Origin of the sequence: Klebsiella sp. GG_Kp173 (assembly GCF_040062415.1) — a bacterium.
GTDB classification, from domain to species: Bacteria; Pseudomonadota; Gammaproteobacteria; order Enterobacterales; family Enterobacteriaceae; genus Klebsiella; species Klebsiella quasipneumoniae.
This window is the reverse complement of record NZ_JBEAFZ010000087.1, coordinates 217533-231229: the sequence shown is the minus strand read 5'-3', so window position 1 is coordinate 231229 and position 13697 is coordinate 217533. Positions and strand designations below refer to the sequence as shown.

The following is a 13697-nucleotide window of genomic DNA, read 5'->3' as shown; positions in this document are numbered from 1 at the left end:
GGCGGGGCCCGCCCACGACGGTCAGCGCGAAGGGCTTCACCAGATGCTGGGTCAGCTAAGCTGGCTTTCCGAACAGGCGGGCAGCGAACGTCGGGTGCTGGCCCTGGATGAGGAGCAGGAGCTGGTGGTGGATCAAACCACCGAGCAGGTGCGCCTCCTCATGCGCGTCAAGCAGGTGCTCAAAGAGCGGGCGCTGATGCTCTATGCGCAGCCGATTCAGAACAGGGAAGGGGAGGGATATCATGAGATCCTCACCCGCATGCGCTGTGGCGATAGCGTCATTATGCCCGATCAGTTTATCCCGTTGATTGTGCAGTTTAACCTCAGCCAACGTTTCGACATGCTGGTGCTTGAGACCTTGTTCAGCGTGCTTCATCAGCACCCTGGCCAGCGATTCTCGGTCAATCTGCTGCCTGCAACTCTAATGCAAAAGGACAGCGCCGCGCAGATTATCGCGCTGTTTCAACGCTATGCGGTCTCACCAGGCCTTATCACTATTGAAGTCACTGAAGAGCAGGCCTTCTCCAATGCCGACATCAGCCAGCAAAATCTTGAAGCGCTGCGCGCGTTTGGCTGCGCCATCGCCATTGATGACTTTGGCACCGGGTATGCGAACTATGAACGGCTGAAGCATCTGCAGGCCGATATCATCAAGATTGACGGCTGCTTCGTTCGCGACATCCTCACTGACCCGCTGGACGCCATTATGGTGAAATCGATTGTCGAGATGGCGCGGGCGAAACAGATGAGCGTGGTGGCGGAATATGTCGAAAGCGAACCGCAAAAAGCGCGCTTGCTGGAGCTGGGGGTGAATTATCTGCAGGGCTACCTGGTGGGCAAGCCCCGGCCGCTGGGCGAATGACGGGTAAAAAAAAGCCGGGCATTGCCCGGCTCAGAGGACTGGCGCCTGTTACAGAACCAGAGCCGCAATTGAAGCAGACAGTACGCTGACCAGCGTGGAGCCGTAAACCAGCTTCAGACCGAAGCGTGAAACCACGTTGCCCTGTTCTTCGTTCAGACCCTTAATCGCCCCGGCGATGATGCCGATAGACGAGAAGTTGGCGAAGGAGACCAGGAAGATAGAGATAATGCCTTCCGCACGCGGGGAGAGCGTCGAGGCGATTTTCTGCAGATCCATCATGGCGACGAATTCATTGGAGACCAGCTTGGTGGCCATAATACTACCCACCTGCAGCGCTTCGCTTGCCGGTACACCCATCACCCAGGCGACCGGGTAGAAGATGTAGCCAAGGATCCCCTGGAAGGAGATGCTGTAGCCGAACCAGCCGGTCACGGTGGCGAACAGGGCGTTCAGCGCGGAGATCAGCGCGATGAAGCCGATCAGCATCGCCGCCACGATAATCGCGACTTTAAAGCCCGCCAGAATGTATTCGCCCAGCATCTCGAAGAAGCTTTGACCTTCGTGCAGATTCGACATCTGCAGATTTTCTTCACTCTCTTCCACGCGGTACGGGTTAATCAACGACAGCACGATAAAGGTGCTGAACATGTTGAGCACCAGCGCCGCGACGACGTACTTCGGCTGCAGCATGGTCATATACGCGCCGACGATGGACATCGATACGGTGGACATCGCGGTCGCTGCCATGGTGTACATACGGTTGCGCGACATTTTGCCGAGAATATCTTTATAGGCAATAAAGTTTTCCGACTGGCCGAGGATCAGCGAGCTGACGGCGTTGAAGGACTCCAGTTTGCCCATGCCGTTGATTTTCGACAGCACGGTACCGATGGCGCGGATAACAATCGGCAGGATGCGAATATGCTGCAAAATACCGATCAAAGCGGAAATGAAGACGATAGGGCACAGAACCTTAAGGAAGAAGAAGGCCAGACCTTTGTCGTTCATACTGCCGAACACGAAGTTTGTCCCTTCGTTGGCAAAGCCGAGAAGTTTTTCAAACATCTCGGAGAAGCCTTTCACAAAACCCAGACCAATATCGGAGTTCAGGAAGAACCAGGCCAGCAGGACTTCAATGACAAGCAGTTGAACAACATAACGAATACGGATCTTTTTACGGTCATGACTGACCAACAGGGCCAGTATAGCCACCACAACGATCGCGAGGACAAAATGCAAGACGCGGTCCATAGTTGCTCCAAATATGAGGCAGGTTAAATTTCCGTGCACATTCTATGCAACGGCTTTAAAGAAAACGAGATCAATTGCACACTATTGCAAGGAACTGTGACCAATGGCAAAAATAGTGATCAAACATCCACTTTTGTTATGTTACGTAAAGGTTTTAAAAGTTGCATTCTTGTACTACTCTTAATATTTGGCGCGATCGGGTTTTCTGACGCCCTTTTCCATATCCGGCCAGCAATTGTTCCCTCCTATCACAGCAATTATTATCTCCATTCTAAATGAACTTGATAATCATTCGCATTTTGATAGCATGAAACATAGCAAAGGCTATATTTCCAGAGGCAGAAGATGACTAGCAGTCGCGTTGAGAATAGCAGTAGTCGCGCCGCGCGCAAGGTGAAGCTCGCCTTAATGGGGCCCGCTTTCGTCGCTGCCATTGGCTATATCGATCCGGGTAATTTCGCCACGAATATTCAGGCTGGCGCCAGCTTTGGCTATCAGCTGCTGTGGGTCGTAGTATGGGCCAACCTGATGGCGATGCTGATCCAGGTGCTCTCTGCCAAACTGGGCATTGCCACCGGTAAAAACCTGGCCGAGCAGATCCGCGACCATTACCCGCGCCCGGTCGTGTGGTTTTACTGGGTACAGGCGGAAATCATCGCCATGGCCACCGATCTGGCCGAATTTATCGGCGCTGCGATTGGCTTTAAGCTGGTGCTGGGCGTATCGCTTCTGCAAGGGGCGGTGCTGACCGGGGTGGCGACCTTCCTGATCCTGATGCTGCAGCGGCGCGGGCAAAAACCGCTGGAGAAGGTGATTGGTGGCTTGCTGCTGTTTGTTGCCGTCGCCTATGTCGTTGAATTGATCTTTTCCCAGCCCGCGCTGGCTCCCCTGACCAAAGGGCTGGCGATCCCTACGCTGCCCAACGGCGAGGCGGTATTCTTAGCCGCCGGGGTGCTGGGGGCCACTATTATGCCGCACGTGATCTACTTACACTCCTCGCTTACCCAGCATCTGCACGGCGGGACGCGAAAAGAACGCTATAACGCGACCCGCTGGGATGTGGCGATCGCCATGACCATTGCCGGGTTCGTTAACCTGGCGATGATGGCGACCGCCGCGGCGGCATTCCACTTCAACGGCCATACCGGCGTCGCCGATCTCGATCAGGCTTACAGAACGCTGGAGCCACTCCTGAGCCACGCGGCGGCGACCATCTTTGGCCTCAGCCTGGTCGCTGCAGGTTTATCCTCGACGGTGGTGGGAACTCTCGCAGGTCAGGTGGTCATGCAGGGCTTCATCCGCTTTCATATTCCGCTGTGGTTTCGCCGGGCGGTCACCATGCTGCCGTCGTTTGTCGTCATTCTGCTGGGACTGGATCCAACGCGTATTCTGGTGATGAGTCAGGTGTTGCTCAGCTTTGGTATTGCGCTTGCCCTGGTGCCGCTGCTGATATTTACCAGCAATGCAAAGCTAATGGGAGACCTGGTGAATACCCGTTGGGTGAGAGGCATCGGCTGGGCGATAGTCGCCATTGTGGTGAGCCTGAACGGCTGGTTAATTGTGGGATCGCTGCTCGGGGTGGATTGATGACTTCCTGCAGCGGAATAAAGCAAAGGGGAGCCGATGGGCTCCCCTTTTCGTCTGTTAGTGATGGCCATGTCCATGACCGTGACCGCGTCCGCCGGGACCACGTCCCCAGCCGCCGCGATGGTCGTCGCGGTCGCTCCAGCCCGCGCGATAGCCGCGCTCCCAGGCTTTATCTCTGCCTTTGTACCAGCCTTTGTGCCAGCCGTTGTCATGACGATGCCAACGGTTATCACGCCATTCATAGTGACGACGCCAGTAATCACGGTCGCGCCAGCCGCCACCGTCCCAGTAGTTACCGTAATTGTCACGATCGCCTATTTGTAATTTTACTGATGGCAGCAGGGTGATTTCACCAGCGTTAGCGACTAGTGGCGCTGCGGCCAGCAGTACTGCTGCCAGAATCAGTGACCTGAACATACTCTTCTCCTTCACGATCGGGGCCGTAAGCGGCCTGTTAACCTGATATTACGGGCCGGTAAAGACCCGTCGCATCGGACGAACTCCGAAAGCGCAGAAAAGAGCACTTTTTGCTAAAGTAACATTTGCTTTACAGCGCCAGGATGGCATCAATCGCCGCGCACTCCTCGGCGCTGAAATGACGGTTTTTCAGCATCCCAACCGCATCATCCAGCTGGGCGGTTTTGCTGGCGCCGATCAGCACGGAGGTGACTTTCTCCTCGCGCAGCACCCAGGCCAGCGCCATCTGCGACAGCTTCTGCCCGCGGGCTTCCGCCAGCGTATTCAGCTGACGAATTTTTTCTAATTTGGCGCGGGTCAGTTGCTCCGGCTGCAGAAAACGACTGCTGCTGGCGGCGCGTGAGTCTGCCGGAATGCCGTTAAGATAGCGGTCGGTTAGCTGGCCGCCGGCCAGCGGTGAAAACGCTATACTTCCCACCCCTTCGGTCTGCAAAAAATCCAGTAATCCCTCTTCCACACCGCGTTCAAACATGGAGTAGCGAGGCTGGTGAATGACGCAGGGGGTGCCGAGGTCGTTAAGGATTTTCACCGCTTCTCGCGCCTGGGCGAGCGGATAGTTAGAGAGGCCGACGTACAACGCTTTACCCTGGCGGACAAGATGATCGAGCGCGCGCATCGTTTCCGTCAGCGGTGTCTCCGGGTCCGGGCGGTGATGATAAAAAATATCGACATACTCCAGCCCCATGCGCCGCAGGCTCTGGTTCAGACTGGCCACCAGGTATTTGCGTGAACCCCAGTCGCCGTAAGGGCCGTCCCACATGGTGTAACCCGCTTTGGTGGAGATGATCAACTCATCGCGATAGGGCAGGAGGGCCTCTTTAAGGATGCGGCCAAAATTGCTCTCCGCCGAGCCCGGCGGCGGCCCATAATTATTGGCCAGGTCGAAATGGGTAATGCCGAGATCAAACGCGTGCAGGAGCATCTGCCGGCTGGTTTCCACCCGCGTTTCATCGCCAAAGTTATGCCACAGACCGAGAGAAATAGCCGGGAGCTGAAGGCCGCTGCTCCCGCAGCGACGATAGGCCATCGTTTGATATCGCGTGGTGCTTGCCTGGTAAACCATTCTTCCTCCGCAGATAAAACAAGGTGTGTATACGTTTACACTAATCAATGTTTTGCGTGGAGTACACCGCTTTTTAGGCGTAACTATTGCTTTACACCGGCTTTATCGTCCCCCTTCTGGACAGGCGGATCGCTTATTCAATACTCAAATTACACCTGCACCAAAATGAGGATAATGGACATGCAACCGACCTACACTATTGGGGATTATCTGCTGGATCGCCTTGTTGACTGCGGTATTGACCGCTTGTTCGGCGTACCAGGAGATTACAACTTACAGTTTCTCGATCGCGTCATCGCGCACAGCGCCTTGGGGTGGGTCGGCTGCGCCAACGAGCTGAATGCGGCCTATGCTGCTGACGGTTATGCACGCATTAAGGGGGCCGGCGCGTTACTAACAACCTACGGCGTCGGCGAACTAAGCGCCCTGAACGGCGTGGCGGGAAGCTATGCGGAGCATATTCCGGTATTACATATCGTCGGTGCGCCCTCCACTGGCGCTCAGCAGCGCGGCGAACTGCTGCATCACACCCTGGGTGACGGCGATTTCCGCCATTTTGCGCGAATGAGCGAGCAGATCACCTGTAGCCAGGCGCTGCTGACCGCTGGCAACGCCTGCCATGAGATCGACCGTGTTCTGCGCGATATGCTGACGCATCATCGACCTGGCTATCTGATGTTGCCGGCCGATGTCGCCAGAGCGGCAGCGATTGCCCCAGCGCAGCGCTTGCTGGTGGAGGCCGCTCCGGCGGATCAAAACCAGCTCGCCGGATTCTGCGAACATGCCAGCCGCCTGCTGCGGGGCAGTCGACGCATTTCCCTGCTGGCGGACTTCCTCGCGCAACGCTATGGCCTGCAGAACACGCTCCGGGAGTGGGTAGCGAAAACCCCCGTCGCCCACGCCACCATGCTCATGGGCAAGGGGCTGTTCGATGAGCAGCAGAGAGGTTTTGTCGGCACCTACAGCGGCATCGCCAGCGCGCCGCAGACCCGGGAGGCTATCGAAAACGCCGACACCATCATCTGCATTGGGACGCGCTTCACCGACACTATCACCGCAGGATTCACCCAGCATCTGGCGCGGGAGAAGACGATAGAGATCCAGCCTTTCGCGGTCAGGGTGGGCGATCACTGGTTCAGCGGCGTGCCGATGGATCAAGCCCTGGCTGCGCTGATGTCCCTTTCCGCACCGCTGGCGGCGGAGTGGGCGGCGCCTCAGGTCGTGGCGCCGGAAGTGGAAGAGGAGGGCGAAGGCGAGTTAACCCAGAAGAATTTCTGGTCGACAGTGCAGGATGCGCTGCGCCCCGGCGATATTATCCTCGCCGATCAGGGGACGGCGGCATTTGGCATCGCGGCGCTTAAGCTCCCCTCTGAGGCATCGCTGATCGTCCAGCCGCTGTGGGGATCGATTGGTTTTACCCTCCCGGCCGCCTATGGCGCGCAAACCGCGGCGGCAGAGCGGCGAGTGGTGCTGATCGTCGGCGATGGCGCCGCCCAGCTGACGATTCAGGAAATGGGCTCTATGCTGCGCGATAAACAAAAGCCGCTTATTCTGCTGCTGAATAACGAAGGGTATACCGTAGAACGGGCGATTCACGGTCCGGAGCAGCGCTACAATGATATTGCCCTGTGGGACTGGCGGCGCCTGCCGGAAGCCTTCGCCCCGGACGTTGCCTCGCGCTGCTGGCGGGTTACGCACACTGCTGAGCTACGGGAGGCGATGGCGGAGAGTATCACCTCCGATACTCTCACCCTGGTGGAAGTGATGCTGCCGAAAATGGATATCCCCGATTTCCTGCGCGCGGTGACGCAGGCGCTGGAGGAACGAAACAGCCGCGTTTAGTCGGTATGGTGTCTGGCAATCATTAAGGGCCTCCCGGCCAGCAGCAGCCAGGCCGGGAGCATCACAATGCACAGCAGCGGCAGCAGCGTGGTGTCCGGAACCACCACAGCGGCCATAAACAGGCTCAGCCAGCCGTCGCGGGTGACGACCAGCACCATGCCGAGGATCGCGCAGGAGACGGTAATTGCCGCCGGCACGGCGTCCACGTGGGCATGCAGCATCAGCCCCAGCGCCACGCCGACGAAGACCGCGGGGAAAATCCGCCCGCCGCGAAAGCCGCAGGCCGAGGCGAGAACCAGCGCAGCCAGTTTGACCAGCGCAATGAGCAGATAATCCGAGGCGGTCAGCGTCTGGCTGAAGGCCAACTGCTGCATCTCATCCAGCCCCTTAAACAACGTTAAATGTCCGCCAATGGTCCCAAGGATCCCTAACAGCAAGCCGCCGAGGCCCAGCGTCAGGATTGGGTTTTTCAGGCGATGCATCAGCGTGTGCAGGCGCGGCAGACACCAGACGGCGACCATACCGACAGCGATAGCGATCAGGGCGACGATCATGCCGCTGACGATATCGACGAAGTGCATCTGGCTATAGTGCGCGATCGGCAGCGTGAAGTGGGGGTGGAAAAACAGCCCGGTCGTCAGCGCGCCCGCGGCGGCGGCAAGCATCGGGGCAAACAGACGATCCCACAGCGGCGACTCGTTGCTGCTGTTCAGGGTTTGCGAAAAAATCAGCGCGGCGGCCACCGGGGTGCCGAAGAGGGCGCCGATGGTGCCTGAGGCCGCGAGAATGGTCCAGTCCAGAGAGCTGACCCGGGGGAACAGTCGGGAGCCGACGGCGACGGCCAGCGCAATATTCACCACCATAATTGGATGCTCCGGGCCCAGGCTGACGCCGCCGGCGAGGCCAAGGATCAGCGCCGCCAGCAGCCCGGGCAGCGCGCCGGTGGCAATAGGCGCGCCGATTAACGACTCGGTCGCCGGGTCCGGCCCGGCGTGCCCCGGGCTGTAACGGACGACCAGGCCCACCGCGATCCCCGTCGCCGTGAGAATGGCGATGATCCACAGCGGGTTGTCGGCGCTCACCCCAAACTGCACAGGCAGATTGCTCCACAGGATGCGCTGCAGCAACGCGGCAACTTTCATCGCGCCGATCAGGATCAAACTGGAGGCGATGCCAATCAGGATAGCTGGCACCGACAGGATCAGCATTGTTCTGGCGCGAGGATGGAGCATGAAAATGTCCTTGTTAAAGTTCAGGAGCACTACTTTGCCTTTGTCGACGGGGACCGTCGATGCAAATGGTGCTGAAACGATAAAGTTAAGGCGGCGTCTGATACCCGTGGCCTCGTTAATAGGCTACTTTGCATTGATTACAAACTAAATGTGACCTGTGTCGCTAAACAAGGGGCGTCCGCGAGTTGGACGTTGTTGTTAAGCCGCCATGAATTTACAGTGTGCCAAAAGATTTATTTTGACTTTAGCGGAGCCGTAACGGAATGACAAAATTTGCTTTAGTAGGAGATGTCGGGGGGACCAACGCCCGCCTGGCGCTGTGTGATCTGGCGAGCGGAGAGATCTCTCGTGCAAAGACCTATTCCGGGCTCGATTACCCCAGTCTGGAGGCTGTGGTGCGCGTCTATCTCGAGGAGCATCAGGTGACGGTCAGCGAAGGCTGTATCGCCATCGCTTGCCCGATCACCGGCGACTGGGTGGCGATGACCAACCATACCTGGGCCTTCTCCATCGCCGAGATGAAGCGCAACCTTGGCTTTGCGCACCTGGAGATTATTAACGATTTCACCGCCGTTTCAATGGCCATCCCGATGCTGAAAGCTGAGCACCTGATTCAGTTCGGCGGCAGCGCGCCGGTAGCCGGCAAACCGATCGCCGTTTATGGCGCCGGAACCGGGCTGGGCGTAGCCCATCTGGTGCACGTTGATAAGCGTTGGGTCAGCCTGCCTGGCGAAGGCGGCCATGTCGATTTTGCGCCGAACAGTGAAGAAGAGGGCATTATTCTGGAAGAGCTGCGCGCTGAACTGGGGCACGTCTCCGCAGAACGCGTGCTCTCGGGGCCTGGTCTGGTCAACCTCTATCGCGCGATAGTCAAATCGGATGGTCGACTGCCGGAGAACCTGCAGCCGCGTGAGGTCACCGAGCGGGCGCTGGCGGATAGCTGCACCGACTGTCGCCGGGCGCTGTCGCTGTTCTGCGTCATTATGGGGCGCTTCGGTGGAAACCTGGCGCTGACCCTGGGGACGTTTGGCGGCGTGTATATCGCCGGCGGCATCGTGCCGCGCTTCCTGGAGTTCTTTAAAGCCTCCGGCTTCCGCGGCGGTTTTGAGGACAAAGGCCGATTTAAAGCCTATGTCCAGGATATCCCGGTTTACCTGATCGTGCATGACAACCCAGGCCTGCTGGGCTCCGGCGCGCATCTGCGTCAGACGCTGGGTCAGGTGCTGTAAGCGCATTCCTCCCGGGCTACCGCCGTAGCCCGGCAAGGCGGGGCTCCCCGTCGTCTACAGATTCATCAGCTGGCGAAACTCTTTCACTTTACTGCGACTGACCGGAACCTGAAACTCCAGGTCGCGCAGGCGTAGCACGTAGGTATTGTTAAACCATGGCTCAATTTCACGAATTTTGCTGAGATTCACACAGTACGAGCGGTGACAGCGAAAGAAATGTGCGGTGGGCAGTTTGCTGCAGAATTCGGTAATGTTCATCGGCATGACGAAAGACTCCCGGCGAGTGTAGACGAAGGTCATCTTCTCGTGCGCCTCTGCATAATAGATATCATGGATACTGGTGACGATGATCCGCTCATCTTTTATCAGATTGATGGTGTCGTTTTCCCGAGGCGCCGCGCTGGCTAGCCCGGAGGCGGCGTTATTTTGCTGCTGCCAGGCGGCGGTCAGCTTCTGCAGCATATTGATGATGCGCGACTCCTGGTAGGGCTTCAGAATGTAGTCAAACGCCTCCAGCTCAAAGGCTTCCACGGCGTGTTCTTTCCACGCGGTGATAAAAACGATAAAAGGCTTATGGGCGAACTGGCTGATGTTCTGCGCCAGCAGAACGCCATCCAGCGACGGAATATTGATATCGAGAAAGATGGCGTCGACCTTGTTGTGCTGGAGAAATTTCAGCACGTCCAGACCGTCGTCAAAGCTGCCGACGATCTCCATCTGGCTGTGGGTGTTGATAAGCCAGGAGAGCTCCTGTTGGGCCAGAAACTCATCCTCCACAATGATAACTTTCATCTTTTCTCCGCTCATGACAACAGAGACTCCGTCAGCGCCTGCGGCGTAGAGTGATTGGGGACATAAAAGGCGATTTCCGTTCCTGGCGTCAGGGTGCGGATATGCAGCCCCTCGCCGTAGAGCAGTTTCACCCGATGATGAACGTTGAGCAGGCCGATTTTGTTACCTGGCATTTCATCGGCTTCCACGCGGGCGACCACGGCGGGATCGATGCCGTTGCCGGTGTCGCGAACGCTGATGCGAACCCGATTGCCGCACTCATTGATGCCGATCGTCACCACCCCTTTCCCTTTACACGGCTGAATGCCGTGCACAATGGCATTTTCCACCAGGGGCTGGATAAGCAGGCTCGGGATTACGCAACTGACGTCGTCGTCAATATCATAGATGACCGTCAGTTTGTCGCCGAATCGCGCCTGTTCAATGGCGATGTAATCTTTGATCTGATACAGCTCTCGTTTGATATCGATCTGCTCATCGTCTTTTAATTCGATGTTATAGCGCAGATAGCGCGACAGATTAAAAATGAGCTGGCGCGCGGTGTCCGGATTAAGGCGAATCGAGGAGGAGATCGCGTTCAGGGCATTGAATAAAAAGTGCGGGTTAATCTTACTTTGCAGAGCGCGCAGCTCCGCTTTGTTGGCCATCTCCCGCAGCTGTTCGGCGCGGGAAACCTCCAGCTGGGTGGAGATGATTTGTGACAGGCCTATCGCCATCTCCTGCAGCGTCGAGGTGATGCGATGGGCGTGGCAGTAATAGATTTTTAGCGTGCCGGTGACCACCCCTTTTTCCCACAGCGGGATGACCATTAAGGAGTGGATCTCCGGCGTGCGGTGGGCTTCGTCATTGTTTTTTATAATGATCTTTCCATAACGAATGGCCTGTCGGGTGGTGGGGCTGATGACATCGTCATGGTGTTGATAGTTGGCTTCACCGACGCCCACGTAGGCCAGCACGTGTTCCGTATTGGTGATTGCCACCGCGTCGGCGGTAATGTCGCGGCGGATGATGTCGCAAACCTGGCGCAGAGAATCGCTGTTGACCTGCCGGAACAGCGGCAGGGTTTTGTTGGCAATGTCTAGCGCCAGTTTCGCCTGCCGCGCAGCGCTGGCCTCCTTTTCCCCTTCCACGCTCTGCACCAGCAGTACGATAAAGCCGATGCAGACGCTGCCAAGGATCATCGGGATACCAATTTTCGAGACGATATCCAGACCGAGGCTCAGAGAGGGCGCCCAGACTATCACCAGGATCATGGTCAGGGTCTCGCAGAGCATGCCGGCCAGAATGCCGATTTTCCAGCGTTGATCGCGGGCCACCTTGCGGTTAATCAACCCCGACAGCAGACCGGCGATGATGCTGGTGATAAAGCAGGGTACGGCGGTCACGCCGTCAATATCAATCAGATAGCGGTGCACACCGGCAATCACCCCGACAATGGCTCCCACCCATGGGCCAAACAGGATCCCGCCGGACATCACGGCGATGATGCGCACGTTTACCAGCGATCCTTCCACCGGCACACCGGACCAGGTACTGAAGAGCGCGAACAGCGAGAAGATGGCGGTGACAGCCAGCAGCTCTTTCGGCGTATGCGCTGATTTATGCAGCAGTTCGCGGAACAGGCGCAGGCGAATAAGGAAAAACAGGCAAATAAGCATCAGGGCCGCACGATCATAGACCGCCAGCATCATAGTAAAGATTTCGTGCATGGGTGCGCCGCGTCAGTGGCCAGAAAAGAACATGATAAAAAACCTGACGACAGAAGACCAGCCGCAGAAAAATAATGAGGAAAAGACGCACTTTTAAAAGGGGATTGATTTGTGGGGGGCGATGTACCGCTAGACAGCAGGGGAAACGATAAATACCGGTGATAGAAAAGATATCAATATGTTACCACTTGCATACAAAACGGTATTCATCCCGCGGCGTACTGCCGTATTTAGCGCAGACGATACCCGTTTTTAACGCCAGTGATTATTTTTCGTCAGGGCTCTCGACAACGTGTTTTTTTTCAGGTTATTTTCTAAACGAGCCGCAACAGCGGCAGCGTCGCTCGGACGGTCCGGGCGCTAACGTTAATCAGAGGAACCTATGGCTGAATCCAGTCCTGAACGCCGTTTTACGCGTATCGATCGTCTCCCCCCGTACGTTTTTAATATTACTGCCGAACTGAAAATGGCTGCGCGCCGGCGCGGCGAAGATATTATCGATTTCAGTATGGGCAATCCCGATGGCGCGACGCCGCCGCATATCGTGGAAAAACTCTGCACCGTCGCGCAGCGGCCTGACACCCATGGTTACTCAACTTCGCGGGGGATCCCACGCCTGCGTCGCGCTATTTCGCGCTGGTATGAAGAACGCTATAACGTCGATATCGATCCGGAATCGGAAGCGATTGTCACCATTGGTTCGAAAGAGGGGCTGGCGCACCTGATGCTGGCGACGCTGGATCATGGCGACACCGTGCTGGTGCCGAACCCCAGCTATCCGATCCATATCTACGGCGCGGTGATTGCCGGGGCGCAGGTGCGCTCGGTGCCGCTGGTGGAAGGGGTGGATTTCTTTAACGAACTGGAACGCGCCATCCGCGAAAGCTATCCGAAGCCGAAGATGATGATCCTTGGCTTTCCCTCGAATCCGACCGCGCAGTGCGTCGAGCTGGATTTCTTTGAAAAGGTTGTCGCCCTGGCGAAGCAGTATGACATCCTGGTCGTCCACGATCTGGCCTATGCCGATATCGTGTATGACGGCTGGAAAGCGCCCTCCATTATGCAGGTGCCTGGTGCGCGCGATGTCGCCGTCGAGTTCTTTACCCTGTCGAAAAGCTATAACATGGCCGGCTGGCGAATTGGCTTTATGGTCGGCAATAAGACCCTGGTGAACGCGCTCGCCCGCATCAAAAGCTACCATGACTACGGCACGTTTACGCCGCTGCAGGTGGCGGCGATAGCGGCCCTGGAGGGCGATCAGCAATGCGTGCGGGATATCGCGGAACAGTATAAGCGCCGCCGCGATGTGCTGGTGAAAGGGCTCCACGAGGCCGGCTGGATGGTTGAGTGTCCGAAGGCGTCCATGTACGTCTGGGCGAAAATTCCGGAACCTTATGCCGACATGGGCTCGCTGGAGTTTGCGAAAAAGCTGCTTAACGAAGCGAAGGTTTGCGTCTCTCCGGGGATTGGCTTTGGCGATTATGGCGATACCCATGTCCGCTTCGCGCTGATCGAGAACCGGGACCGGACGCGTCAGGCGATCCGCGGCATCAAGGCGATGTTCCGCGCGGATGGCTTACTGCCCGCCGCCTAGCGCTTCGGCGAATACGCTATAACAAAAACGGGAGCCTGTCGGCTCCCGTTTTTTTGACA

The 13697-nt window shown here is 57.2% G+C and carries 11 protein-coding genes; 5 read left to right on the top strand and 6 right to left on the bottom strand.

The features are described from left to right. Window positions 1-862, top strand: an 862-nt coding sequence (locus ABLU50_RS23050) for an EAL domain-containing protein (protein ID WP_348864943.1), incomplete at its 5' end; no start/stop codon positions are given. A 48-nt stretch (window positions 863-910) separates the two neighbouring features. Here the strand turns inward: ABLU50_RS23050 and nupC are convergent. Next, entirely contained in the window at window positions 911-2113 is a 1203-nt protein-coding gene (gene nupC, locus ABLU50_RS23045) for a nucleoside permease NupC (RefSeq protein ID WP_012540950.1), read from the bottom strand. Between the two features lie 345 nt (window positions 2114-2458). Between nupC and ABLU50_RS23040 the strand changes: the two genes are divergently transcribed. Further along, on the top strand, window positions 2459-3700 hold the full coding sequence (locus ABLU50_RS23040) for an Nramp family divalent metal transporter (RefSeq protein ID WP_004202021.1): 1242 nt from the start codon (window positions 2459-2461) through the stop codon (window positions 3698-3700). 57 nt (window positions 3701-3757) lie between these two features. On the opposite strand, the gene ABLU50_RS23035 is transcribed toward ABLU50_RS23040, so the two are convergent. Beyond that, entirely contained in the window at window positions 3758-4117 is a 360-nt protein-coding gene (locus ABLU50_RS23035) for a DUF2502 domain-containing protein (RefSeq protein ID WP_023318845.1), read from the bottom strand. A 130-nt stretch (window positions 4118-4247) separates the two neighbouring features. Beyond that, a complete protein-coding gene (gene mgrA, locus ABLU50_RS23030) occupies window positions 4248-5240 on the bottom strand; it encodes an L-glyceraldehyde 3-phosphate reductase (protein WP_049093298.1) in 993 nt (330 codons plus the stop codon). Between the two features lie 180 nt (window positions 5241-5420). Between mgrA and ABLU50_RS23025 the strand changes: the two genes are divergently transcribed. Beyond that, window positions 5421-7082 (top strand): thiamine pyrophosphate-binding protein, encoded by a 1662-nt coding sequence (locus ABLU50_RS23025; protein WP_004202025.1) that lies wholly within the window; start codon window positions 5421-5423, stop codon window positions 7080-7082. Here the strand turns inward: ABLU50_RS23025 and ABLU50_RS23020 are convergent. After that, a complete protein-coding gene (locus ABLU50_RS23020; RefSeq protein WP_043520431.1) occupies window positions 7079-8314 on the bottom strand; it encodes an ion channel protein in 1236 nt (411 codons plus the stop codon). The two genes, ABLU50_RS23025 and ABLU50_RS23020, sit on opposite strands and share 4 nt — an antisense overlap. 263 nt (window positions 8315-8577) lie before the next feature. Between ABLU50_RS23020 and glk the strand changes: the two genes are divergently transcribed. After that, a complete protein-coding gene (gene glk / locus ABLU50_RS23015) occupies window positions 8578-9543 on the top strand; it encodes a glucokinase (RefSeq protein WP_004202027.1) in 966 nt (321 codons plus the stop codon). A gap of 54 nt (window positions 9544-9597) precedes the next feature. On the opposite strand, the gene ABLU50_RS23010 is transcribed toward glk, so the two are convergent. Both ABLU50_RS23010 and ABLU50_RS23005 read right to left on the bottom strand, forming a co-directional pair. Next, complete coding sequence (locus ABLU50_RS23010; protein ID WP_004202028.1) at window positions 9598-10335, bottom strand: LytTR family DNA-binding domain-containing protein; 738 nt, start codon at window positions 10333-10335, stop codon at window positions 9598-9600. A gap of 11 nt (window positions 10336-10346) precedes the next feature. Further along, window positions 10347-12044 (bottom strand): sensor histidine kinase, encoded by a 1698-nt coding sequence (locus ABLU50_RS23005; RefSeq protein ID WP_023318840.1) that lies wholly within the window; start codon window positions 12042-12044, stop codon window positions 10347-10349. A gap of 382 nt (window positions 12045-12426) precedes the next feature. Between ABLU50_RS23005 and alaC the strand changes: the two genes are divergently transcribed. Beyond that, a complete protein-coding gene (gene alaC, locus ABLU50_RS23000) occupies window positions 12427-13638 on the top strand; it encodes an alanine transaminase (RefSeq protein ID WP_087832053.1) in 1212 nt (403 codons plus the stop codon). Window positions 13639-13697 lie beyond the last annotated feature (59 nt).